At 73.8% G+C, this 22,378-nt stretch carries 22 protein-coding genes and 1 pseudogene; 14 read left to right on the top strand and 9 right to left on the bottom strand.

Translation table 11 applies throughout. The features are described 5' to 3' along the window. Nucleotides 1-2: 2 nt before the first annotated feature. The 3 genes from H6X67_RS02070 (at nucleotide 3) to H6X67_RS02060 (ending at nucleotide 3,506) form a co-directional block, all read left to right on the top strand. Nucleotides 3-881 (top strand): MerR family transcriptional regulator, encoded by an 879-nt coding sequence (locus tag H6X67_RS02070; protein ID WP_249368840.1) that lies wholly within the window; start codon nucleotides 3-5, stop codon nucleotides 879-881. Then, complete coding sequence (locus H6X67_RS02065; protein ID WP_250649062.1) at nucleotides 838-1,833, top strand: ABC transporter ATP-binding protein; 996 nt, start codon at nucleotides 838-840, stop codon at nucleotides 1,831-1,833. The genes H6X67_RS02070 and H6X67_RS02065 overlap by 44 nt, the downstream gene beginning before the upstream one ends. Nucleotides 1,834-1,904: 71 nt before the next feature. Next, complete coding sequence (locus H6X67_RS02060; protein WP_249368838.1) at nucleotides 1,905-3,506, top strand: efflux permease Rv1217c-related protein; 1,602 nt, start codon at nucleotides 1,905-1,907, stop codon at nucleotides 3,504-3,506. 241 nt (nucleotides 3,507-3,747) lie between these two features. On the opposite strand, the gene argF is transcribed toward H6X67_RS02060, so the two are convergent. Next, entirely contained in the window at nucleotides 3,748-4,779 is a 1,032-nt protein-coding gene (gene argF, locus H6X67_RS02055) for an ornithine carbamoyltransferase (protein ID WP_249368837.1), read from the bottom strand. 114 nt (nucleotides 4,780-4,893) lie between these two features. On the opposite strand from argF, the gene H6X67_RS02050 reads away from it, so the two are divergent. The 6 genes from H6X67_RS02050 to H6X67_RS02025 all read left to right on the top strand — a co-directional run bounded on the left by H6X67_RS02050 (nucleotide 4,894) and on the right by H6X67_RS02025 (nucleotide 10,451). After that, nucleotides 4,894-6,219 (top strand): ROK family protein, encoded by a 1,326-nt coding sequence (locus H6X67_RS02050; protein WP_249368836.1) that lies wholly within the window; start codon nucleotides 4,894-4,896, stop codon nucleotides 6,217-6,219. A 94-nt stretch (nucleotides 6,220-6,313) separates the two neighbouring features. Further along, nucleotides 6,314-7,753, top strand: coding sequence for a phosphoglucomutase/phosphomannomutase family protein (locus tag H6X67_RS02045; RefSeq protein ID WP_249368835.1), 1,440 nt, complete (start codon nucleotides 6,314-6,316; stop codon nucleotides 7,751-7,753). Between the two features lie 16 nt (nucleotides 7,754-7,769). Then, nucleotides 7,770-8,597 (top strand): nucleotidyltransferase family protein, encoded by an 828-nt coding sequence (locus H6X67_RS02040; RefSeq protein ID WP_249368834.1) that lies wholly within the window; start codon nucleotides 7,770-7,772, stop codon nucleotides 8,595-8,597. Next, nucleotides 8,594-9,841 (top strand): galactokinase family protein, encoded by a 1,248-nt coding sequence (locus H6X67_RS11965; RefSeq protein WP_249368833.1) that lies wholly within the window; start codon nucleotides 8,594-8,596, stop codon nucleotides 9,839-9,841. Before H6X67_RS02040 ends, H6X67_RS11965 begins: the two co-directional genes overlap by 4 nt. 88 nt (nucleotides 9,842-9,929) lie before the next feature. Beyond that, complete coding sequence (locus tag H6X67_RS02030) at nucleotides 9,930-10,193, top strand: hypothetical protein (protein ID WP_249368832.1); 264 nt, start codon at nucleotides 9,930-9,932, stop codon at nucleotides 10,191-10,193. A gap of 30 nt (nucleotides 10,194-10,223) precedes the next feature. Further along, the gene (locus H6X67_RS02025) at nucleotides 10,224-10,451 is read left to right on the top strand and encodes a hypothetical protein (RefSeq protein WP_249368831.1); all 228 of its coding nucleotides are present in this window, start codon (nucleotides 10,224-10,226) and stop codon (nucleotides 10,449-10,451) included. Between the two features lie 105 nt (nucleotides 10,452-10,556). Here the strand turns inward: H6X67_RS02025 and H6X67_RS02020 are convergent, their stop codons facing one another. From H6X67_RS02020 to H6X67_RS02010, 3 genes are all read right to left on the bottom strand, one after another. After that, complete coding sequence (locus H6X67_RS02020; protein ID WP_249368830.1) at nucleotides 10,557-11,375, bottom strand: anti-sigma factor; 819 nt, start codon at nucleotides 11,373-11,375, stop codon at nucleotides 10,557-10,559. Next, nucleotides 11,372-11,956: a sigma-70 family RNA polymerase sigma factor gene (locus tag H6X67_RS02015; RefSeq protein WP_249368842.1), complete on the bottom strand. Its 585-nt coding sequence runs from the start codon at nucleotides 11,954-11,956 to the stop codon at nucleotides 11,372-11,374. The genes H6X67_RS02020 and H6X67_RS02015 overlap by 4 nt, the downstream gene beginning before the upstream one ends. Nucleotides 11,957-12,038: 82 nt before the next feature. Next, nucleotides 12,039-13,739, bottom strand: coding sequence for a cytochrome c biogenesis protein CcdA (locus H6X67_RS02010; protein ID WP_249368829.1), 1,701 nt, complete (start codon nucleotides 13,737-13,739; stop codon nucleotides 12,039-12,041). A 203-nt stretch (nucleotides 13,740-13,942) separates the two neighbouring features. Between H6X67_RS02010 and H6X67_RS02005 the strand changes: the two genes are divergently transcribed. Then, entirely contained in the window at nucleotides 13,943-14,218 is a 276-nt protein-coding gene (locus tag H6X67_RS02005) for a hypothetical protein (protein WP_249368828.1), read from the top strand. Nucleotides 14,219-14,302: 84 nt separating this feature from the next. Here the strand turns inward: H6X67_RS02005 and H6X67_RS02000 are convergent, their stop codons facing one another. Continuing rightward, the gene (locus tag H6X67_RS02000) at nucleotides 14,303-15,643 is read right to left on the bottom strand and encodes an arginine deiminase (RefSeq protein ID WP_249375271.1); all 1,341 of its coding nucleotides are present in this window, start codon (nucleotides 15,641-15,643) and stop codon (nucleotides 14,303-14,305) included. Nucleotides 15,644-15,769: 126 nt separating this feature from the next. On the opposite strand from H6X67_RS02000, the gene H6X67_RS01995 reads away from it, so the two are divergent. Next, complete coding sequence (locus H6X67_RS01995) at nucleotides 15,770-15,988, top strand: hypothetical protein (RefSeq protein WP_249368826.1); 219 nt, start codon at nucleotides 15,770-15,772, stop codon at nucleotides 15,986-15,988. 25 nt (nucleotides 15,989-16,013) lie between these two features. After that, nucleotides 16,014-17,072: a 1,4-dihydroxy-2-naphthoyl-CoA synthase gene (locus tag H6X67_RS01990; protein ID WP_249375462.1), complete on the top strand. Its 1,059-nt coding sequence runs from the start codon at nucleotides 16,014-16,016 to the stop codon at nucleotides 17,070-17,072. Nucleotides 17,073-17,120: 48 nt separating this feature from the next. Here H6X67_RS01990 and H6X67_RS01985 read toward each other — a convergent pair whose 3' ends face one another. Together H6X67_RS01985 and H6X67_RS01980 are read right to left on the bottom strand one after the other, a co-directional pair. Then, a complete protein-coding gene (locus H6X67_RS01985) occupies nucleotides 17,121-18,089 on the bottom strand; it encodes a 1,4-dihydroxy-2-naphthoate polyprenyltransferase (protein ID WP_249368995.1) in 969 nt (322 codons plus the stop codon). Between the two features lie 45 nt (nucleotides 18,090-18,134). Beyond that, on the bottom strand, nucleotides 18,135-19,376 hold the full coding sequence (locus H6X67_RS01980; RefSeq protein WP_249368994.1) for an AMP-binding enzyme: 1,242 nt from the start codon (nucleotides 19,374-19,376) through the stop codon (nucleotides 18,135-18,137). Nucleotides 19,377-19,466: 90 nt separating this feature from the next. Here H6X67_RS01980 and H6X67_RS01975 point away from each other — a divergent pair. Further along, nucleotides 19,467-19,817 (top strand): annotated as a pseudogene (locus tag H6X67_RS01975) (PLDc N-terminal domain-containing protein); the annotation flags it as partial. A gap of 34 nt (nucleotides 19,818-19,851) precedes the next feature. Here H6X67_RS01975 and H6X67_RS01970 read toward each other — a convergent pair. Together H6X67_RS01970 and H6X67_RS01965 are read right to left on the bottom strand one after the other, a co-directional pair. Next, nucleotides 19,852-20,595, bottom strand: a complete 744-nt coding sequence (locus tag H6X67_RS01970) for a hypothetical protein (RefSeq protein WP_249368992.1) — start codon at nucleotides 20,593-20,595, stop codon at nucleotides 19,852-19,854. After that, on the bottom strand, nucleotides 20,592-21,287 hold the full coding sequence (locus H6X67_RS01965) for a histidine phosphatase family protein (protein ID WP_249368991.1): 696 nt from the start codon (nucleotides 21,285-21,287) through the stop codon (nucleotides 20,592-20,594). Before H6X67_RS01965 ends, H6X67_RS01970 begins: the two co-directional genes overlap by 4 nt. Before the next feature lie 66 nt (nucleotides 21,288-21,353). On the opposite strand from H6X67_RS01965, the gene dapD reads away from it, so the two are divergent. After that, a complete protein-coding gene (gene dapD / locus H6X67_RS01960) occupies nucleotides 21,354-22,319 on the top strand; it encodes a 2,3,4,5-tetrahydropyridine-2,6-dicarboxylate N-succinyltransferase (protein WP_249368990.1) in 966 nt (321 codons plus the stop codon). The last annotated feature ends 59 nt before the right edge of the window (nucleotides 22,320-22,378 follow it).

Raw genomic sequence — 22,378 nt, 5'->3', positions numbered from 1 at the left:
GCGTGCGAGTCAAGGAGATGGCCGACCTGGCCGGGACGACGACGCGGACGGTGCGCCACTACCACCGCCTCGGGCTCCTGCCCGTGCCTCCGACCCGGGGCGCCCAACGCGACTACGACACCGAGCACCTGGCCCGCCTCCTGCGCATCCGCTGGCTCGTGCGCTCCGGCGTTCCGCTCAAGCGGGTCGCCGCCCTGCTCGACGAGGACGCCCCCTCCTCACCGCAGCCCGGCGGCGGCGAGCAGCCCACGACCCTGGCGGACCTGCGCGCCACCCGCACCGAGATCGACGAGCGCATCGCCGAGCTCGAGCACCAGCGCCGGCGCGTCGACGTCCTCATCGCCAAGGTCGCCGCCGGCGAGGCCCTGTCACCCCTGCCGCGCGTGGTGAGGGACTTCTACAGCGACATCGAGGGCCGGCTGTCCCGGCCGGGGGCCAGGCGCTCCGTGCGCTCCAAGCAGCACATGATGACGCTGCTCGCCGTCTCCGGCCTGTTCCCCACCACCGCGATCACCCTCTACATGGAGGAGTACAACGCCGAGGAGCGCGCCGTCGTCGCCGACCTCCACGAGCGCTTCGACTCGCTCAGGGGCCTGGACCCCGCCTCTGAGCCCACCCGCGAGACCGTGAGCAGCCTCGTGGCGGACATGTACGCGCTCGTCGCACGCCACCGGCGCTCCTCGCGCGACCTCATGGCCTCGCTCATGGGCGGGCGTCTCTCCCCGGGCCTGTGGGCCCTCTACGGGCCCCTGCTGCGCACGGCCTACCCGGACCCGGTGCAACGCGCCGCCTACAACAGGCTCCTGGCGCTCATGGCCGCGGACCCGGTCCTGGCCACTGTCATCGACCCCACCGTCAGAGAGGAGTGGCTCCGTGGCTGAGCCCACCCGCCCCATCGAGGTCTCCGGCCTGGTCAAGCGCTTCGGCCGCGTCACTGCCCTGAACGGCCTCGACCTCACCCTCAAGTCGGGCACTGTCCACGGCTTCCTCGGCCCCAACGGTGCGGGCAAGTCGACGGCGATCCGCACCCTGCTCGGCCTGTACCGCCCGGACGCCGGCTCCGTGCGGGTCCTGGGTGAGGACCCGGCGACGCGCGCGGCCGGCATCAACCGGCGCCTCGCCTACGTGCCCGGTGACGTGGCCCTGTGGCCGAGGCTCACCGGTGGCCAGGCCCTCGACGCGCTCGCGGGCCTGCGGGGCGCACGGGACACGGCGGCGGAGGCCGAGCTCATCGAGCGCTTCGACCTCGACCCGTCCAAGCGCGTGCGCACCTACTCCAAGGGCAACCGGCAGAAGGTCGCGCTCATCGCGGCCCTGTCCGCCCCGGTCGACCTGTTCGTCCTCGACGAGCCCACGAGCGGGCTGGACCCCCTCATGGAGCGCGTCTTCACCGAGGTCGTCGCCGGGCTCAGCGCGCGCGGGGCGACGGTGCTGCTCTCCAGCCACATCCTCGCCGAGGTGCAGGCCGTGTGCTCGCGGGTGACGATCATCAAGGAGGGCCGCTCCGTCCAGGACGGGGACCTGGCCACCCTGCAGTCCCTGGCCCACACCCGCGTGAGCCTGGGTGCCGACGCCGACCGCGTCCCGGACCTCCTCGACGCCCTGACGGCGGCCGGCTGCGCGCCCGGCTCCGTCAGCCGTTCCGACGACGGCGACCGCTGCCGCCTCGTCCTCCAGGTCGCCTCCACGCTGCTGCCTGGGGTGCTGGCGGCGGTGTCGGCTCACGGCCTGGTGGACGTGCGGGTGGAGCCGGCGACCCTGGAGGACCTGTTCCTCTCCCACTACGAGAGCCCGCCCGCCCAGCGGGCCGACGCGAAGGAGGCGCGGCCGTGAGTGCCGGGAGCGCGACGGGGGCTCCCGGGCGGTTCCGTCCGTGCACCCTGCAACACCTGCAAGGCTTGCAGGTGTTGCAGGGTGCGCCGGTGCTCCTGCGCCTGCTCACCCGCCAGCGCCGGACCTCCGCCGCCTTGTGGCTGCTCATGCTGTGGTCCCTCGTCGCCGTCGCGCCGCCGAGCTATGAGCGGACCTACCCGGACGCGGCCTCACGTCAGGCGGTCATCGACCTCGCTGACAGCTCCCCGGCGATGGGTGTCTTCATGGGCCGCCTGCCCTCCCCCGGGAGCCTGGGGCAGGTCTTCGCCTGGGAGACCGGCACCTACGTCCTGTGGTGCGCGGCGCTGCTCGCCGTCGTCCTCACGGCCTCCGCCACGCGGGGCGATGAGGAGTCCGGGATGGTCGAGCTGGCCCGGGGCTCGGGTGCGGGCCGCTGGACCCCTCTCGTGTCGTCGTCCGCGTGGGTGGCGGCGCTGCTGACGGTGCTCAGCGCCGGCACGGGTCTGCTCCTGACGGTGGCGGCGATGACCTCTGAGGAGATGACGGTCGCGGGCGCGTGGGTCTACTCGGCTCTGCTGCTCGTCGTCGGCCTGGTCTTCGAGGCCCTCACCCTCGTGCTCGCCCAGCTCCTGCGTGAGCCGACGGCGGTGCGGGGCGTGGGGCTGATGGGCTTCGCCGTGGCCTTCGCGCTCCGGGTGACGGCCGACACGACCGGGGCGTCGTGGCTGCGGTGGCTCACTCCCCTGGCCTGGCGTGACCTCATCGATCCTTATGGCGCCAACGACGTCGGGGTCCTCGTCGTCGGGCTGGGTGTGGCGCTGGCGGCCGGTGGCCTGGCGGCGCTGCTGCACCACCACCGGGACACCGGTGCGGCCTGGCTGCCGGAGCCGACGCGCTCCCGCCGTCGTCGGCGCGTGCGCGGGCCGCTGGACCTGCTGCTGCGCCTGGGCGCCCGGAGCACAGGGTGGTGGCTGGTGTCGCTGGTGGTCCTCACCGGGCTCTTCACGGGCATGGGGGCGGCGATGACCGACGTCCTGGACGTCGCACCGCAGGCGGCGGCCACGCTGGCCGCCCTCACCGGGCCGGGCAGCATCGCCGCCACCTACCTGCTGCTGGTGGCAGAGTTCACTGTGCTACTCATCGCTGTCGCCGTCGTCCTGCGCACGCTCGGGGCGGTGGGCGACGAGCGCGATGGGCTCACCGAGGCCGTCCTCGCCCAGGGTGTCTCGCGCAGCCGCTGGTACTGGGCGCGCGTGGCGGATGCCGCCGTCCTCGCGGCGGTGGCCCTCGTGGTGACGGCTGGGGCGACGGCCGCCGTCGCCGGCTCGCAGTTCCCCGGCGAGCAGGCGGCCGAGAGGGCTTGGGTCTACACCCTGTCCCAGGGGGCGGGCATGCTGGCGGTGCTCGGCGTCGCCTTCTGCCTGGTGGGCCTGGCCCCTCGGCTGGCGGCCGGGGTCTCGTGGGCCGTGGTGTCGTGGAGCGCCTTCACGGTGTTCCTCGCGGGCCTCCTCGGCCTGCCGCGGTGGCTGCTCGACGTGTCCGCGCTCGGCCACGTCGTCGAGGTCGGCGCCCCGACCGCCTGGACCCCGCTGGTGGTGCAGGGGGCGGTCGGGGTGCTCGGCCTGCTCGCCGGCTGGTGGGGGCTCCGCCGTCGGGCCGTGCCCGGCGTGTGAGGCGCCGGGCCCAGTCGACGGCGCGGGGCGAGCCCGGCACCCAGCCGGACCGCCTTCCGCCAGCAGGACAACTTACGTGCAGCAGGACAACCTGGTGACGTTCCTCAGGTTGTCCTACGGCGAGCACGTTGTCCTTGAGCACACACGTTGTCCTACGCGCAGCAGGTGGTCCGTACCGAGAGTGCCGGGCAGCACCGGGGGCTGGGAAGCCCTGACGGCGCCGGGGAGGCGCCACCGGGGCTCAGTCGCCCAGCGTCGCCACCATGACGGCCTTGATGGTGTGCATGCGGTTCTCGGCCTGGTCGAAGACGATGGAGGCCTCGGACTCGAAGACCTCCTCGGTGACCTCCAGGCCGTCCATGCCGGTGGCCTGGTAGATCTCCTCGCCGATGGCGGTCTCGCGGTTGTGGTAGGCGGGCAGGCAGTGCATGAACCTGGCCCGCTCCCCGGCCAGGGCCATGAGGGCGCTGTTGACCTGGTAGGGGCGCAGCATGGCGATGCGCTCGTCCCACACCTCCTTGGGCTCGCCCATGGAGACCCAGATGTCCGTGTGGACGAAGTCGACGCCGGTCACGCCCTCGGCGACGGACTCGGTGAGGGTGACGCGCGCACCCGTCCCGGCGGCGACGCGGCGGGCCTCGGCCACGCAGTCCTCGTCCGGCCACAGGTCCCTGGGGGCGACGACGCGCACGTCCGCGCCGATCATCGCGCCGGCCACCAGCAGTGAGCGGCCCATGTTGAAGCGGGCGTCGCCGACGTAGGCGTAGGAGATCTCCGCGGGCGCCTTGCCCGCGTGCTCGATCATCGTCAGGCAGTCGCACAGCATCTGGGTGGGGTGCCAGTCGTCGGTGAGGCCGTTCCACACGGGCACGCCGGACAGGGCGGCGAGCTGCTCGACCTTGGCCTGCTCGTCACCGCGGTACTCGATGCCGTCGAACATGCGGCCCAGGACGCGGGCGGTGTCGGCGACGGACTCCTTGTGGCCCATCTGGGAGCCGGAGGGGTCGAGGTAGGTGACGTGGGCGCCCTGGTCGTGGGCGCCGACCTCGAAGGAGCAGCGGGTGCGCGTGGAGGTCTTCTCGAACAGCAGGGCGATGTTCTTGCCCTCCAGGCGCCTGACCTCGCGGCCGGCCTTCTTCGCGGCCTTGAGCTGGGCAGCGAGCTCGATGAGGGTCATCCACTCGGCCGGGGTGAAGTCCAGCTCGCGCAGGAAGCTGCGCCCCTTGAGTCCGGCAAGGAGGGCGGCGTCGGGGGCGGGCAGGGCGTAGGTCATGGGAGGGCTCCTCTCGTCGGTGTGCCGGCGCCCAGTATCGCCCACACCCGGCGCTCGCCCCACGGACGGCCCGCAGGCACTAAGGTGTCCGCGTCGGGCGAAGGGAGGCAGGACGTGGCACGAGAGGCCCGGCCCATCACGGACATGTCCACCGCCTCCCTCCTGGCCACCACGCGACCGGCCGGACCCCGGGCCCACACGGACGTGCGCGTGTCCAACCTGTCCCTCATCCTGCGCACCCTCAAGGCCGGGCCGCTCTCGCGCACGGCGCTGTCGCAGACCACCGGTCTGTCCAAGGCGACGGTCTCGACGCTGGTGGGCGACCTCACCGGCCTCGGGCTCGTCACGGAGGGCAGGGCGGCGGCCTCCGGCTCCGTGGGGCGCCCCAGCACCTCGCTGCACGTGTCCGCGGGGGCGGTCGCCGGCGTCGGCCTGGAGATCAGCCCCGACTGCCTGCTGCTGACGACGACCGACCTCACCGGCCAGGTGCTGGCCCAGCGCTCCAAGCCGGTGCAGGACCCCAGCCGCGACCCGGAGGCGGTGATCGCGCGGATCGGGGTCGTGCTGGCGGAGGAGCTGGTGCGGCTGGCCCGCGCCGGGACCGCGGTGCCCGCCGTCGTCCTGGCCCAGCCGGGACTGCTCGACTACGACACCGGCCGGGTCCACTACTCCTCGGCCTTCGACTGGCACGACATCGCCCTGGCCTCCGGGGTGGCCGAGGCGATAGGCCTGTCCTTGACGGAGGCCGGGTGCCGCCAGGTGCCGGTGCCGCCGGTCCTCGTCGAGCACGACGCCCGGCTCGCGGCGCTGGCCGTCCACGACGCCTTCCCCCAGGTGCGCAACCTCCTGTACCTGTCGGGCGGCCAGGGCATCGGTGCGGGCATCGTCGCCGACGGGCACGTGCTGCACGGGTGGATGGGCTACACGGGCGAGGTGGGGCACATGCCGGTGGAGCCGGACGGGGCGCTGTGCCAGTGCGGGCGGCGCGGCTGCTGGGAGACGCTCATCGGCTTCGAGTCGGTGGTGTCGGTCTACCCCGACGACGACCCGGTGCGTGACGTCTCCCAGCCCGTGGGCGAGCGCACGGTGCTGCTGCGCGAGCGCTTCGAGCAGGGGGACCCGGTGCTCGAGGAGCAGCTGGCCGGGGTGCAGAGGAGCCTGGAGCGGGGCCTGTCGGTGCTGGTGGACGTGCTCAACCCGGAGGTCGTCGTGCTGTCGGGCTGGCTGGCGGCCTTTGCGGACGTGCTGCTGGAGCCGACGGCGGCGGCCCTGGAGGAGCGGCGCCTGGACGTGCGCTCACTGGTGAGGCTGGAGGTCTCGGCTCTGGGCGAGTGGGCGCCGTCGTGCGGGGCGGCGAGGGTGGCGCTGGAGACGGTGCTGGAGGACCCAACGGCGATGGAGGACCTGACACCTCTGGCGTGTCGCGGGCGCGTCCGGTAGTTTGTTCGAGGTCCGAAGTATTCGGTGCGGGGACGCCCGACCACGACGGCACTCAACGACGAGATCCGCACGAGCCTGCGAGAGAGGCACTGACATGATCAAGTTCGGCACCGGCGGCTGGCGAGCCGTCATCGGCGACGAGTTCACCAAGGCCAACGTCCGCCTCCTCGTGCAGGGCCTCGCCGACCGCGTCAACGAGGAGGCCGCCTCCCGCCCCGACGGCCGGCCCGGGCGCGTCGTCATCGGCTACGACCGCCGCTTCCTGTCCGACACCGCCGCCTGGTGGGCCGTCGAGGTCCTCGTCGCCAACGGCGTGCCCGTGACCATCATCGACCGCCCCTCCCCCACGCCCACCACCATGTGGACCGTGCGCAACCTCGACGCCGCCTACGGCATCGCCGTCACCGCCTCGCACAACCCCGCCCTCTACAACGGCATCAAGATCTTCCTGCCCGGCGGACGCGACGCCGACGTCGAGGTCACCGACGAGCTCACCGCCCACGTCGCCACCCTCACCGAGGCCGACGTCCGCTCCGTCGAGCCCCACGTGGCCCGCGCCAGCGAGCTCGTCACCATCCAGAAGTCCCTCAACTGGTACCTCGACGCCATCATCGACAAGCTCGACATCGAGACGATCCGCCACGCGCACATGCACATCGTCCTCGACCCCATGTTCGGCGTGTCCGAGACGAGCCTGCAGACCATCCTCCTGACGGCCCGCTGCCAGGTCGACGTCATCCACGACCGCCACGACCCCCTCTTCGGCGGCCGCATGCCCTCCCCCACCGAGGGCACCGTCACCGCCCTGCGCCACGCCGTCCTCGAGTCAGGCGCGGACCTCGGCATCGCCACCGACGGCGACGCCGACCGCCTGGGCATCATCGACGACAAGGGCCACTACCTCACCCCCAACCAGGTCCTCGTCCTGCTCTACGACTACCTGCTCACCCGCAAGGGCTGGTCCGGGCCGGCCGTGCGCAACATGTCCACCACGCACCTGCTGGACCGCGTCGCCGAGGCCCACGGCCAGGTCTGCCACGAGGTGCCCGTGGGCTTCAAGTGGATCAGCGCGAAGATGGCCGAGACCGACGCCGTCATCGGCGGGGAGTCCTCCGGCGGCCTCACCGTGCGCGGCCACATCGCCGGCAAGGACGGCGTCTACGCCGGCAGCCTCCTGGTCGAGGCCGTCGCCGCCTCCGGCAAGAAGCTCTCCGAGCTCTACGCCGACATCGTCGAGCGCTACGGCGAGCTCGTCATGGTCGAGGCCGCCTACGGCTTCACCGCCGAACGCCGCAGCGACCTCACCGCACGGATCTTCGAGGCCCACGACCTGCCGGACCTCGCCGCCCTGGGGCACGAGACCGAGAGAGTCACCTGGGACGACGGCTGCAAGGTGTACTTCACGAACGGCGGCTGGACCACCATCCGCTTCTCCGGCACCGAGCCCCTGCTGCGCGTCTTCTGCGAGATGCCCACCCACGACGAGGCGCAGGCCGTCGCCGACGCCGTCGCCACCTACTACGCACTGGACTGAGGACATGGTCGAGAACATGACTGCCAGCACCACCCCGGCCCCCCGTGGCACCCGCACCGCCCTCGTGCTCGCCCGCGGGCTCGGCACGCGCATGCGCGCCGCCTCCGACGCCTCGGGCATGACGGCCGCCCAGGCCGCTGCCGCCGCCTCCGGCTACAAGGCCCTCATGCCCATCGGAGAGCACCGCCTCATCGACTACTCCATGAGCGCCCTGGCCGACGCCGGCATCGAGCGCATCGTCCTCGTCGTCGGGCCCGAGCACGAGGACTTCGCCGCCCACATCGACTCGCTCGGCCTCAGCCGCGTCCGCGTCGAGCTCGCCGTCCAGGTCGAGCCGAGGGGCACGGCCAACGCCGTCCTGTCCGCCGCCGAGGTCATCGGCGACGAGCCCTTCCTCATGGTCAACGGGGACAACTACTACCCCGTCGAGGGCATGCGCGAGCTCGCCGAGCGCGGCGGCAACGCGCTGCTGGGCTTCGACCGGGCCGCCCTGGTCGCCGGCTCCAACATCCCCGCCGAGCGCGTGGCCGCCTTCGCCCTGGTCAAGGCCTCCGACGGCGTGCTCACCGACATCATCGAGAAGCCCGCCCCCGAGGTGGTCGAGGCCGCCGGCGAGCACGCCCTGGTGTCGATGAACTGCTTCGGCTTCACTCCCAAGATCTTCGACGCCTGCCGCTCGATCGGGCCCTCCGCGCGCGGCGAGTACGAGATCGTCGACGCCGTGCGGGCCCTGCCCGGCCCGGTCGCCGTCATCCCCACCCGGGGCGCGGTCCTGGACCTGTCGCGCCGTGAGGACATCGCGGACGTCGAGGCCCGCCTGGCCACCACGGCGGTCGTGCTGTGAGCGCACCCGTCACCTGGCGCGTGCCGGGCCGCATCGAGGTCCTGGGCAAGCACACCGACTACGCCGGCGGGCGCGTGCTCGTGGGCGCCGTCGACCGCGGCATCACCGCCACCGCCGAGGCGGTGGACGGCCCGGCCGGCTCCCTCACAGCGACGACGACGGCGGGGGGTGAGCCCGTCACCCTGGCCGCCGGCACCGACCCCGCCCTGCCCGCCGGGCACTGGGGCCGCTACCTGCAGACGGTCCTCGACCGGTTGGCGCAGAACTTCGCCGGCCTGTCCGAGCCGGTGGCCGCGCACCTGACGGTCACCTCGGACCTGCCCCCCGCCTCGGGGATGAGCTCGTCCTCCGCTCTCGTGTGCGCCAGCGCACTCGCCCTGGCGGACCTCAACGGCTGGAGCACCAGCGACCTGTGGACGCGCAACGTGCCGGACCGCCTGGCGACGGCGGGCTACCTCGCCGGTGTCGAGGCCGGCCGGCCGTGGCGCGCGCTCCTGGGCGCCGAGGGCGTGGGCACGCAGGGCGGCAGCGAGGACCACACGGGCATGCTCTGCGGTGCGCCCGACACGCTCCTGCTGGCCCGCTTCTCCCCCATGGAGGTCCTGGAGAGGGTGTCCTTCCCCGAGGACTGGGCCTTCGTCGTCGGCGTCAGCGGAGTCGCGGCGGAGAAGACGGGGGCCGCCCTGGAGGACTACAACCGGGGGCCGCTCACGCTGCGCCGTGTGCTGGCCCGGTGGAACGAGGCGACGGGCCGCTCGGACGCGTTCGTGGCGCAGGCGGTCGCCTCCCTCATCGGTGAGGCGACGGGCGAGCAGCCCGCCGGGGACCCGGCGCTCGAGGAGCTGCTGTCGCTGACGGAGCGGGGCTACGAGCGGCGCCGCGTCGAGCAGCTCCTCGAGGAGTCCCTGGTGCTCGTTCCCGCGGGGGCGGCGGCCATCGCGGCCGGTGACGCGGCGGTGGGCGAGGTGCTGGCGCGCTCGCACGCCCTGGCGGCCTCCCACCTGCTCAACCAGGTGCCCGAGACGAACGCTCTCGTGGACCTGGCCCGCGAGATGGGGGCGGTGGGCGCCTCGGCCTTCGGGGCCGGCTGGGGAGGCTCGACCTACGCCATCGTGCCGCGCCGGGACGCCGAGGACTTCGCCACCCAGTGGCTCGAGCGCTACCGCGCCGCCTTCCCGGAGGCCGGGGCGCGGGCCTCGACCATCGTCACGCGCCCGGGCCCGAGCGCCGACCGCCTGGCCTGAGCGTCGCGTCACCCGCCTCAACCGGTATCTGACCCGATACCGTTGTCGGCCGACTGGGTAGACAGGGTTGCCGGAGGTGAGGCCCGCGATGAGTGATGGGGACCGTCTTGACGACCCGATGGTCTACGACGTGATGCGTGAGCTGGCGACCCAGCTCGGAGGCCGGTACGTCGAGTGGATGGATGAGGCCATGACCGCTGCGGACGAGAAGCACTGGCAGTCCGAGCAGTCTCGGGTGATGCGCGAGGCCCGTGCGGTCGACCCGGACAACCGCCAGGCCATCGAGGCGCACACGGCGAGGCTTCGGGCCGAGCTGGCTGCGATGCCGCGGTACGCGCCCGTCCTCGCATGACCGGGGAGCTGAGCGCGAAGCATCGAGCAGATGACGCCTGACACCGCGCGTTCCTGGATCAAGCTGGCACAGGTCCAGATCGAGCACGTACATGGGCTCGGCCAGCAGGACCCGGACCTGCTGGCCACCCTCAGTAGGGTTGCGGGGCTTGATGCCCGGCTCGTGGCCCGGGCAGCGCACCCCGGCGACGCGCGTGCGCAGGAGCGTGCGCTCGAGGGGCTTCGGGGCGCGTACCGGCCTGTGTTCGGTACGTGCTGAGAAGGACGGACGGTGGGCGTGACCGGGCACGCGCGCACGTGACGCACGAGCAGGCCCTGCGAGGCCCGCTGGAGAGAGCCGGTGCCGTACCTCCGCCGCGCGTCCTCAGGCCTCGGAGCCCGGGGACGTCGGGGCCTGCGAGGCACGGGTGGTCGTGCCGTCGGCGTTGACGTCGAAGGTCACCAGGGGCTCCCCGGTCGGCTGGGACGAGCCGCCCTCCGGCTCCTGGGTGATGAAGACCCTCTCCCCCTCCTGCGGCATGAGGTCGATGAAGGTGAAGCCCGTGCCGCCGCTGGGGTCGTACAGGCCCAGCGAGGTCGTCACGCCGTCCTTGACGAGCCACACCTGCAGGCTGTGGCCCTGCGAGGCCGCCATCATCTCCTGAGGCAGCGCCAGCGCCGTCATGCTCATGTCCTGCGACCACGTGAGGGTGGCGATGTGCCCGTCGGGCATCGTGTCGGTCACCCGCTGCACGTCCTGGGCCTGGTTGAGGTGGGCGAAGTGCTCCGTGGGCGCCATCGAGTCCATGGCGCTCCAACGGCCGACGCCCACGCCCACGCCCACGAGGGCGACCACGGCGGCCGCGCGCATGCCCACCAGCCGCCAGCCGGCGAGCCCGCCCCTGCTCCGGGCGCGGCGGCGCAGCGGCACGACGACGGCGCCCTCCTCGGGCCGTGCTGTCCCAGCCGGCTCCTGCGGTCCGGCGGGCCCCTCGGGCCCGCCCAGCGCCCCCGGCCCGCTCTCACCGGTGTCCGCTGAGGCCACCTGTGAGAGCACGGCCTCCCGTAGCGCCGCCGAGGGGGCCACGGGGCGCAGGGACGCCATGAGCGCGCCCAGCGCCTCGGGGTCCAGCTGGGCCTCGTCGTCGGCCTCGTCCCACGCGCCCGGCAGCACGTTGGCGGACTCGTCTCCTGCCCTGGTCATCGTCCCACCTCCTGTCGATCGTGCCTGGCGGCCAGGGGCTCCTGGCCCTGCCGGCCGGTGCCGGCACCTGTCATCTGCTCGTCCAGCAGCCCCATCTCCCGACGGAGCCTGGCGACGCCGTCGCGGATCCTGGACTTGACCGTCCCCAGCGGCACGCCCGTGCGGCGTGCGATCTGCGCGTGCGTGAGTCCGCCGACGTAGGCTGCCAGGAGGGTCGAGCGGTGCGGCTCCCCCACTCTCGCGAGCGCGGAGCGCACCTCCTCGGCCTCGACGGCGTCCTCCACCTGCTGGGCGGTGACGTCGGCGTCCGGCATGACGGCGGGCCAGCGCTGCTCACGGTCACGTGCCGCCTGGGACTGGCGCACCCGGTCCACCGCGCGCCGCCTGGCCCGTACCGCCATCCAGCCGCGGGCGGAGCCCCTGGCGCGGTCGAAGCTGCCGGCGTCGCGCCAGATCTCCAGCATGACCTCCTGCAGGACCTCCTCGCTCTGGGCGGGGTCCACCAGGACGTGCACGATGAGGGCGAGCAGCCTGCCGGCCCAGCGGTCGTACAGGCGCGCGAAGGCCGCCTCGTCCCTCATCGCGACGGCGTCCAGCAGCGCCGCGTCGCTCTCGAGCTCCTCGTCACGATCCACAGCAGGATGGTACGGCCCCGCGGCCGCCTCACCCGAAGGTGAAGGAGTACAGCTCCAGGCCATCGTCCGCCTCGATGTCGAGCACGCCGGAGGAGGTCTCGGGCACCTCCACCAGTGACACACCGTTGGGGACGCCGTCGATCATCTGCTCGTGCTGCTGGCCGTCGACGCTCCAGCGCAGCACGCCGGTGCCGGAGACCACGAGGTTGACCTGCTTGCCCCGCCAGGCCAGGCGGACCCGGCCGGTGCCGCCCTCGGGGCTGATGGACTCGCCCGTGACGCTCCAGGTGCCGTCGAGGGAGAAGGTGTCCGTGGGCTGGGTCTCGGGGAGGCTGTAGGTGTGCGTCCCCTCGCTCAGCTCACCGCCGACGAAGCGCTGCGCGCGCTGGGCCCCGAGGTAGGTCTCCGGGGTGCGCGCGTCCAGCCCCGCGTCGTCGGAGGTGAAGACGGGGTCGGGCAGCGCGACGTCCGGGTCCGCCTCGACCAGGAGCTCGCGGATGAGCCGCTCGAGGGTGGCCTGGCGGCCCTCGCCGTAGGACACCTGGCGCAGGGTGCCCTGGGCGTCGGCCAGGTAGTGGGCGGGCCAGTAGTGGTTGTCGAAGGCGGTCCAGGTGGCCAGGTCGGAGTCGACGGCGACCGGGTAGGTGAGGCCGAGGGCCCGGGTCCCCTCACGGACGTTGTCGACGTCGCGCTCGAAGGCGTACTCGGGCGAGTGCACGCCCAGGACCTGCAGCCCCGCCTCGCGGTAGGTCTGGTACAGCTTCTCGATGCCGGGGGCGGAGCGCTGGCAGTTGATGCAGGAGTAGGCGTAGAAGTCGATGAGCGTGACCTTGCCGGCGCGCTGCTCGTCGGTCAGGGGCTTCTCGTCCGGCGTGTTGAGCCAGGCGGTCACGCCCGTCAGCTGCGGCAGCGGCCCGCAGTCCGCCAGGTGGTCGGCTCCCGGCACGCAGCCGCCGGCCGTGCTGCCGCCGTGGAGCGCCTGGTCAAGGCGCTCCTGCACGGCGGCGGTGTAGTCGGGCAGGGCGCGCTGGACGGCCGCGGGCAGGTTGAGGGCCAGCCCGAGGGACAGGGCGATCATGAGCGCGCCCGAGGTGATGCGGATGGCGCGCTGGCGGGTGCGGAAGGCGCGCACGCGCTCGGCAACGCCACGGCCCGCCAGGGCGAAGGCGAGCAGGGGCACGGCCGTGCCCAGGCCGAAGGAGACGGCCAGGACGACGGTGTCGGTGCCGATGCGGCCGGTGGCCCCGGCGACGGAGACGGCCGCGAGGACCGGTCCGACGCAGGGGACGTAGGCGGCGCCGAGCACGAGCCCCAGGAGGAAGCCGTTGTCCGGGTTCGCCGAGCCCAGCTGCTGGAACCGGGCGAAGGGGCGCTCGAGGACCTCCATGAGGCGGGGCACGATCATGGCGACGCCGATGAGCGCCAGCAGGACGATGCCGACCCAGCGGACGATGTCCTGGGGCAGGTGGAGGGCGCTGAGGACCGTGGCGCCCAGGAGGGTGAGGAAGGTGAAGGACAGGACCAGGCCGCCGACGACGAGGTACGGGCGGGCGCGGTTGGACAGGGAGGCGCGTGCGGGGGCCTCGCCGTCCTCCTCCGGGGTCATCGTGCTCCCGACGCGGCCGCCGGCACCCCCTGCGACGAGGATGACGGGCAGCACGGGCAGAATGCACGGGGAGATGGCGGTGATGAAGCCGCCGAGCACACCGATAAGGGCGAGGCTCACCATGAGGGTTCCTTTCCGGGCGGGGGCTGTGTCTCCCGCCTGTCTCCGGTTCGGTGCCGCCGCTCGCGCGGATCGGTTCCCCACCACGATCAGCCAGTGGCATGGATCACGTGATCCGCGTCGATCCAGACCCTTCTCCGCTCCGAACCCCTCATGTCAGCGCGCCCGACCCGGACGCGTCATTCCCCACACACAAGGAGCACCTCATGCGCCGTACCACCGTGATCACCCGTACCCTCGCCGCCTCCCTCTGCCTCGTCGCCGGCCTCGGCCTGGCCGCCTGCGGCTCGTCCGACGACTCCATGAGCGACAACAAGCCGGCGATGTCCGACACGACCGCCCCCGACGGAGCCATGGGCGATGACGCCATGCACGACGGCGCCATGAGCGACGAGACGGCCATGAGCGACGACGCGATGCACGACGGCGCCATGTCCGACGAGACCGCGATGAGCGACGACTCCATGAGCGACAAGAAGTGAGACGACGGCCTCCGGGCGGGTCGGTCAGCGTGACCGGCCCGCCCGGAGGCCGTTCTGCGCCCCCAGGAGGTGGGGCGCGCCGGCTCAGGCCGCGTCGCGGGTGACGGGGCAGGTCATGCAGTGCGCGCCACCGCGCCCGCGCACGAGCTCGACGCCCGGCGTCTCGATGACCTCCACCCCCGCACGCCGCAGGGCGTCGTTGGCCCGCTCGTTGTGCGCGTAGCCGATGACCCGGTTCGGGGCGACGGCGACGACGTTGCAGGAGTCGCGGGCGAGCTCGCGCAGGGCCTCGGCCTCGTCGGTCATGTCCGGGCTGATGACGCGCAGGGCGTCGACGCCGGCCGCGCGGGCGAGCACCCGGTCCATGTCCGCCTCGTCGTGGACGGTGACGCTCAGGGCCGGGCCCTTCGTGGAGCCGCGGGCGGCACCGGGCTCGATCTCGACGGTCGTGACGTCGGTGAAGCCCGCGAAGCGCAGGCAGGTGTCCGGGGCGACCATCGTCATGAGGGTGTCCAGGTGCATGACGGCGTCGAGCTCGGTGTAGAAGGCGCGGTCGGGCATGTGGACGCCGATGACGCGGTCGGCGACGCCGTCGTCGAACAGCCGGGTGGCCAGGCGCTCGACGCCGGCGGCCGTGGAGCGGTGGGACAGGCCCATGACGAGGGTGCGGTTGCCCAGGACGAGGAAGTCGCCGCCCTCGGTGGTGGCCGGGCCGGCCCCGTGCGGCTGGGTCCACAGCAGGCCGCGGCCCGCGAAGGCCGGGTGGAAGCGGTAGACGGCCTCGTAGTTGACGGCCTCGCGGTGGCGGGGGGCGAGGGCCATGGTGTTGACGTGGCAGCCGCCGTAGAGCCAGGCGGAGGCGTCGCGCGTGAACAGGTGGTTGGGCAGCGGGGTGATGACGAACTGCCCCTCGAGGGTGGACAGGAAGGTCGTGTGGAACAGGGTGCGCGAGTCGGCGGCGTCGAGTCGCTGTCTCAGCTCGGTGCGGGTGATGCCGGCCAGGAGGACCTCGGCGAGCTCGGCGTCGCCCAGGCCCTGGAGGTAGTCGGTGAGGACCTCGGAGGTGGACACGCCCACCGCCTGGGGGCCGACGGCCTCCTCGAGGACGAGGGCGCGGGCGCCCGGGTGGGCCAGGGCCTCGGTGAGCAGGTCGCGGAAGTCGTGGACGATGACGCCCTCGGCGCGCAGGATGGCGGTGAGGGCGTCGTGCTCGGCCTGGGCCCGGCGCACGTTGAGGGCGTCGTCGAAGAGGAGCGAGTCCGCGTTGATGGGGGTCAGGCGGGCGATCTCGGCACCGGGCCGGTGGACGATGACCTCGCGCAGGCGCCCCGTCTCGGAGGCGACGAGCCCGCCTCCCGCCTGGGCGGGGATGACCTCGCGGGCGGCGGGGTCGACGGCGGCGGGGCTCTGCGTCATGAGCGTCATGACCCACAGGCTACCGGCGCCCGGCAGGCCGTGGCCGACGACGGCGCCCGCGCACCCGGGACGCGCCGCCGGGCGCTCGGGCACAGGCCCGGGTATAGGCTCGCGCCTCGACAAGGAGGTCCCACCATGTCCACGCACTCCCTGGCCCGGCACCTGCACCTGGCGCTGCTCGCGGCCGTCATCGTCCTCACGATGGTGCTGTTCCACCGGGGCATCCCGTGGTGGGCGTGGCTGGGAGCGTTCGGCTTCATGTGGGCCGCCGCCGAGCTCCTCGGAACGGCCCTGCCGGGGGCGCCCGGACGCGACGAGGCCCCGGAGGGTCACGACGAGGACGCGCCCCGCTGAGGACGCCCACCCCTACCCTGGGCGCATGAGCACCTCCCGCCCCGCCGCGCCGTCGCCCCACCCGCTGTCCGAGCGGGTCTCGCAGGTCTTCGACCCCTCCCGCTGGCGCGAGGTCGAGGGCTTCGCCAACCGCTCGACCGGTCCGGGGGGCCTGAGCGACGTCACCTACCACCGCGGCTGTGAGCGCGACGCCGACGGCGTGTGGCTGCGCGACCTGCCGGTGGTGCGCGTCGCCCTCGACCGCCCCGAGCTGCGCAACGCCTTCCGCCCCCACACCGTGGACGAGCTCTACCGGGTGCTCGACCACGCCCGGAGGAGCGGGGACGTCGGCGCCGTCATCCTCACCGGCAACGGCCCCTCCCCCAGGGACGGCGGCTGGGGGTTCTGCTCCGGTGGCGACCAGCGCATCCGCGGGCGCGACGGCTACCACTACGAGACGGTTGAGGCCGGCAGCCCGGCCGACCGCGCACAGGCCGGCGTCCATGACGACGAGGTCGCGGCCCGGCAGTCGCGCGTCGACGCCGCCCGGGCGGGGCGCCTGCACATCCTGGAGGTCCAGCGGCTCATCCGCACCATGCCGAAGGTCGTCATCGCGGCCGTCTCCGGATGGGCGGCCGGCGGCGGGCACTCCCTCAACGTCGTGTGCGACCTGTCGCTCGCCTCGCTCGAGCACGCGCGCTTCAAGCAGACGGACGCCAACGTCGGCTCCTTCGACGCCGGCTACGGCTCCGCCCTGCTGGCCCGGCAGGTGGGTGACAAGCGCGCCCGGGAGATCTTCTTCCTGGCGCGCACCTACGGCGCCGAGGAGGCCGAGCGCTGGGGCGTGGTCAACGAGGCCGTGCCGCACGCCGAGCTCGAGGAGCGGGCCCTGGAGTACGCGGCCACGGTGGCCTCGAAGTCCCCGCAGGCGATCCGCATGCTCAAGCTCGCCTTCAACCTGGCCGACGACGGCCTGGCGGGCCAGCAGGTCTTCGCCGGCGAGGCGACGCGGCTGGCGTACATGACGGACGAGGCCCTCGAGGGCCGTGACGCCTTCCTCCAGCGCCGCGAGCCGGACTGGTCGCCGTACCCGTACTACTTCTGAGGCGGGGTGCCCCGGACCGCAGTCCAGGCAGCTCGCCGGCAGCGCCGCTCAGAAGGCGCCGATGAGCCCGAGGGCGATGAGGACCCCGTAGACCAGCTCGTAGAACCCGGCGTCGCGCAGGACCGGGATGAGGTCGCGCCCGGTGGCACGGGCGACGACGGGGCGCGTCACCCGGTCCGCCATCCCGGACAGGACGAGGAGCACCACCAGCAGGACGACCACCGCCCACAGCGTGTTCCGCTCGCTCCCCCCGCCGGCCTGCCCCGTCCAGGCCCAGGCCAGTGCCCCGAGCCCCAGCGCCACCGGCAGGTACACCATCGCCACGAAGGCGGTGCGGGCCCGCTCGTCGCCCAGGCGCACCGCCAGGGTCCTCTTGCCGTGGGCGGGGTCCGTGTCGATGTCGCGCAGGTTGTTGACCATGAGCAGGGAGCAGGCGATGAGCCCGATGCCGCAGGCCGCCACCCACACCCAGCCGGGCACCGAGCCGCCCTGGATGTACACGGTGCCGCAGGTGGCCATGAGGCCGAAGAAGACGAAGACGAAGACCTCTCCCAGGCCCGCGTAGCCGTAGGGGCGCGGCCCGCCCGTGTAGAACCAGGCGGCGGCCACGGCGGCGACGCCGGCGAGGACGAGCCACCACTGCTGGGTCAGGACGACGACGACGAGCCCCAGCAGCGCGGCGACGCCGAAGCACCCGAAGGCCGCGCGCTTGACGCTCGACGGGGCCACCAGCCCGCTGGCGGTGAGCCGGGGCGGGCCGGTGCGCTCGTCGTCGGTGCCGCGCACGCCGTCGGAGTAGTCGTTGGCGAGGTTGCTGCCGATCTGCAGGGCCAGGGCGACGCCCGCCGCGAGCAGGGTGCGCGGCAGGGAGAAGGTGCCCAGGGCCACCGCGGCCCCGCCTCCCAGGATGACGGGGGCGACGGCGGCGGGCAGGGTGCGCAGGCGCACGACCTCCGCCCAGCTCGTGGCGGACTGCTGCGACGCGACGGGTCGGGTCGGGCTGGCGGGCTCGGTCACGAGGTTGTCCTCCTCATCTCGGCTGCCCGGAGCGTAGCAAGGGGCTCACCGTTCTCCCCCGGCACGGGCCCCGGCCGCGAGCCGGGCCACGGCGCGGCGGTCCGTCTTGCCCGGTCCCCGCTCGGGCAGGGAGCCGACGACGACGACCTCCTTGGGCGCGTGGGCCCCGTCCAGCCGGGCGCGGGCGGCGGCGCGCAGGGCCCCGGCCTCCACCTGCTGCCCGTCGTGGGCGACGACGACGGCGACGACGGCGCTGCCCCACTGCTCGTCGGGCACGCCGACGACGCAGGCCTGGGCCACGCCCGGCAGGCGCGTCATCACCTCCTCGACCTCACGCGGCTCGACCTTGACGCCCCCGGTGACGATGACGTCGTCGAGGCGCCCGAGGACGGTGAGGCGTCCGCTCTCGAGGCGGCCGCGGTCGGCCGTGACGACCGCGCGCGGCGCCCCGCCGGAGGCGGGACGGAAGGAGGTGGTGGTGCCGGCCGGGGCGAGGAGGTGGCCCTCGGCGAGCACGGGGCCGGTGAGGACCACGCGTCCCGTGCCGTCGGCGTCGGGGTCCTCGATGCGCACGCCCACGCCGTCGAGCGCCACGCCGTCGTAGACGCAGCCGCCACCGGTCTCACTCATCCCGTAAGTCGTGACCACCGGGACGCCGCAGCCGCGGGCCCGGGCGAGCAGGTCCGCCCCGGTGGCGGCCCCACCGACGAGGACCGTCGCGCAGCGCGCCAGGGCGCTGCTGGCACGGGGGCTGTCGAGGCAGCGCCGCAGCTGGGTGGGCACGAGGGACAGGTACAGCCGCGGCCCGCCGTCGCCCGGAGCGCGCGCCCCCTGGAGGAGGTCGGCCAGGGCCTCGGGGTCGAAGCCGTCCGAGGTGTCGAGCACGAGCGGGCGGGTGCCGGCGACGACGGAGCGCAGGAGCACCTGCAGGCCGGCGACGTGGTGGGCGGGCAGGGCCAGGACCCAGGCGCCGGGTCCCCCCAGACGGGCGTGGGTGGCGTGCGCCGAGGCGAGCAGCGCCCCGGCGCTCATGGCGATGAGGCTGCCGGTACCGGTGGTCGAGCCCGAGGTGCGCAGGAGGACGTCGGCCCGCTCGGCCAGGTCGGGGCGGGCCGCCTCCTCGATCAGGGCGAGGGTCCCGGCCGGGTCCTCGCCGGGGGCCACGGGCAGGAGCAGGGGCCCGGGCCGGGCGGCCGCGTCCACCAGGGCCCGGTGCAGTCGGGCGACGTCGTCGGGGCGCGTGCCGCCCACGAGCGGCAGGACCTGGCGGACGGGGCGGGTGGTCACCGCCCCAGCGTCGCACACGCTGTGCGCCAGGAGCGAGAGGGCCCGCCCGCCCCTGAGGCCGGCGGGACGCCGTCGGCTAGGGTGTGAGGCATGCGCCTGCTCCTCACTGTCCTCGTCATCGCCCTGACGATCTACTCACTGCTGGACTGCGCACGCACGCCGGACGAGTCCATGCCGGCGAGGATGCCGAAGTTCCTGTGGATCATCATTATCGTCGCCATCACGGTGGTCGGGCCGATCGCCTGGATCATCACGAGCCGGGTCAAGGCGGCTGAGGAGCGCGGGGGCTACGTCGAGCCGACCGTCTGGTCCTCGCGTGAGGGCACGCGGCTGCGCCGCCCCGAGCGGCCCACGCCCGTGGCACCCGATGACGACCCGGAGTTCCTGCGCAACCTCGAGCGGGACATCAGGCGGCGCAAGGAGGAGGACGACGGCGAGGACGACTGAGCGCTCTGCCCGGACCTCACGCGGGCCCTCAGACCTCGTAGCCGTGCGCGGCTGCGTGCAGGAACCAGTCCTGCGGCAGCCACGCGCTCCCCGCCACCTGCGGGTGCTCCGGCATGTACTGCGCGGACCACAGGACGAGCACGAGCTCGGCCCACTGCGCGCGCAGCTTCCAGCGCGCCGAGCCGCTGCTGTTGGCCGCCGCCATCACCACCTCGCCGGTGCCGGTGAGCAGCACCTCCTGCACGTCGCGGAAGGCCACCGGCATGATCCCCTCGCCCGTGCCGATGTAGATCCCGTGCGTCGAGACCGTCAGGCGCGCGTCGGCCAGGTGCCGCCAGCGCTCGACGGCGTCCGCCTCCGCCGCCTTGCGGCGCTTGCTGTTGAGGTAGGCCTGCCCGCCGAAGAAGGCGGCGGTGAGCGCCAGGCCCACGGGCCCGCCGGCGAGGAAGAGGCCGCGCGAGGGGTTGTAGGTCGCGTCCCCGCGCCTGTAGACGAGCATCTCAGCGTCGCAGGAGGCGAGCATGACCTCGTCGGCCGCGAAGGTCCGGCGCACCGGGTCCACCACCGGCGAGACCGGGTTGGGCCGCCGGCCCCGGCGCACCGAGCTGAGGACCCCGGCGGTGTGCCACCACACGAAGTCCTGGCCGGTCCACGGGCGACGGGGCTCAGGGCGCCCGGCGCGGGCGAGGCAGGTGGGGCCGCTGGGCACCAGCGCTCCCCCCGGCCCCTCCCCCGCCAGGACCTCGGGCTCCTGGCCGTCGGGGGGCGTCACCTGGCGGCCTCCTCCGGCAGCTTCTCGGAGGCGGCCGAGGTGCCGGGGACCATGTCCTGCGCGCGGCGCAGGAGGTCGCCCGCGGGCTCCCAGTAGGCCAGGCCCGTGAGCGTGGCGCCGTCGAAGGTGAGTGAGGTGAGTGAGGCGAGCGAGCACTCGCGCCGACGCGGGTCGTGGGCGAGCGGGCGGCCCTCGAGCCACAGGCGGGTGGCCCACACGGGCAGCTGGTGGGAGACGAGCAGCACCTCGTGGCCCTCGTAGCGCGCCCGGGCCTCGCGCACGACGGCGCTCACGCGGGTGACGAGCTCGGTGTAGGGCTCGCCCCAGGAGGGTCGCAGGGGGTTGAGGTAGTAGCGCCAGTGCTCCGGGTGGGCCAGGACCCACCGGTTGGCGTTGACGGCCACACCCTCGAAGTGGTTGCCCGCCTCGATGAGCCGCACGTCCGTCCGGGCCTCGAGGCCGAAGGCGGCGGCCGTGGGGGCGCCGGTCTCGACGGCGCGCTCGAGCGGGGAGGTGATGACGGCCGCGAGGTCGTGGCCGGAGGAGGACAGGACGTCGGCGACCTGGGCCGCCATCCGGTGGCCCAGCGCGGACAGGTGGTAGCCGGGCATGCGCCCGTAGAGGACGCCCTCGGGGTTGTGGACCTCACCGTGCCTCATGAGGTGGATCGTCGTGCGTGCCGTGCTCGCCATGGCGTGATCCTCTCACGCCCGGCCGGCGACCCCCGCTGCCCCATGACCTCCCGTATCGTGTGAGCCATGACGACACGCAGCGCATGGGGCCTGGGCCTCGCAACCGTGACCGATGACGGCAACACCCTTGACGTCTGGTACCCCAGGCCCGTCCTGGGCGACGAGCCCGAGGACGGCCACGCGGACCTGCGCGCCACCCTGTCCGCCATGGAGCGGCGCGACGAGGCCCGCGGCGTGCACACGACCGTCGTGCGCACGTGGTCGGACCTGGACGACGCCCCCCAGACGGTGGCGGGCGCCTACCTGCGCCTGCACCTGCTGTCCCACCGCCTCGTGCTGCCCGGCACCGTCAACCTCGACGGGATCGTCTCGCGCCTGGCCAACGTCGTGTGGACGAGTGAGGGGCCCTGCGCGGCCGAGGACTTCGAGACCACGCGCGCACGCCTGCTGGCCAGGCTCGGCCACCCGGTGACGGTCCGCTCGGTGGACCGCTTCCCGCGCATGCTCGACTACGTCATGCCCTCGGGCGTGCGCGTGGGCGACGCCGGGGGCGTGCGCCTGGGCGCCTACCTGTCCGAGGGCACGGTCGTCATGCAGTCCGGCTTCGTCAACTACAACGCGGGTACCCTGGGCCGCTCCCTCATCGAGGGGCGCGTCGCCCACGGCGTCGTCGTCGGTGCGGGCTCGGACATCGGCGTCGGCGCCTCGACGATGGGCACGCCCACCCCCGGCCTGGACCGGGTGAGCCTGGGCGAGGGCTGCCTGTTGGGCGCCAGCTCCGGCCTGGGGATCCCGCTGGGGGACAACTGCGTGGTCGAGGCGGGCCTCTACCTCACCGCGGGCACGCGCGTGGCGCTGCTGCCCTCGGGTGGGGTCGTCCCGGGCCCGCACGGGCAGTTCCGCCAGCCGCGCGTGGTCGAGGCGCGGGCGCTGGCGGGCGCCTCCAACGTCCTGTTCCGCCGCAACTCCCAGTCGGGCGCCGTCGAGGCCATGCCGCGCGGCGGCAAGGAGATCGAGATGCCCTCCGCCTGAGCCCCCGCGGGCAGTGCCCGGACAGGCACGGTCCCTCACCCGACCCACAGGAATGTGTG

It is taken from the genome of Actinomyces sp. AC-20-1, from assembly GCF_023369555.1.
In the GTDB taxonomy this organism is placed as follows: Bacteria; Actinomycetota; Actinomycetes; order Actinomycetales; family Actinomycetaceae; genus Actinomyces.
This window is presented reverse-complemented; position numbering and strand designations above follow the sequence as displayed.

What these genes read in the sequence shown, in the direction of transcription:
- H6X67_RS02000 (WP_249375271.1), bottom strand. Translation starts at nt 15,643, where the DNA reads ATGACGCTCATGACGCAGAGCCCCGCCGCCGTCGACCCCGCCGCCCGC.
- H6X67_RS02020 (WP_249368830.1), bottom strand. Translation starts at nt 11,375, where the DNA reads ATGACCAGGGCAGGAGACGAGTCCGCCAACGTGCTGCCGGGCGCGTGG.
- H6X67_RS02010 (WP_249368829.1), bottom strand. Translation starts at nt 13,739, where the DNA reads ATGGTGAGCCTCGCCCTTATCGGTGTGCTCGGCGGCTTCATCACCGCC.
- H6X67_RS02030 (WP_249368832.1), top strand. Translation starts at nt 9,930, where the DNA reads ATGAGTGATGGGGACCGTCTTGACGACCCGATGGTCTACGACGTGATG.
- H6X67_RS02015 (WP_249368842.1), bottom strand. Translation starts at nt 11,956, where the DNA reads ATGAGGGACGAGGCGGCCTTCGCGCGCCTGTACGACCGCTGGGCCGGC.
- H6X67_RS02040 (WP_249368834.1), top strand. Translation starts at nt 7,770, where the DNA reads ATGACTGCCAGCACCACCCCGGCCCCCCGTGGCACCCGCACCGCCCTC.
- H6X67_RS02045 (WP_249368835.1), top strand. Translation starts at nt 6,314, where the DNA reads ATGATCAAGTTCGGCACCGGCGGCTGGCGAGCCGTCATCGGCGACGAG.
- H6X67_RS02005 (WP_249368828.1), top strand. Translation starts at nt 13,943, where the DNA reads ATGCGCCGTACCACCGTGATCACCCGTACCCTCGCCGCCTCCCTCTGC.
- H6X67_RS01990 (WP_249375462.1), top strand. Translation starts at nt 16,014, where the DNA reads ATGAGCACCTCCCGCCCCGCCGCGCCGTCGCCCCACCCGCTGTCCGAG.
- H6X67_RS01965 (WP_249368991.1), bottom strand. Translation starts at nt 21,287, where the DNA reads ATGGCGAGCACGGCACGCACGACGATCCACCTCATGAGGCACGGTGAG.
- dapD (WP_249368990.1), top strand. Translation starts at nt 21,354, where the DNA reads ATGACGACACGCAGCGCATGGGGCCTGGGCCTCGCAACCGTGACCGAT.
- H6X67_RS02025 (WP_249368831.1), top strand. Translation starts at nt 10,224, where the DNA reads ATGACGCCTGACACCGCGCGTTCCTGGATCAAGCTGGCACAGGTCCAG.
- H6X67_RS01995 (WP_249368826.1), top strand. Translation starts at nt 15,770, where the DNA reads ATGTCCACGCACTCCCTGGCCCGGCACCTGCACCTGGCGCTGCTCGCG.
- argF (WP_249368837.1), bottom strand. Translation starts at nt 4,779, where the DNA reads ATGACCTACGCCCTGCCCGCCCCCGACGCCGCCCTCCTTGCCGGACTC.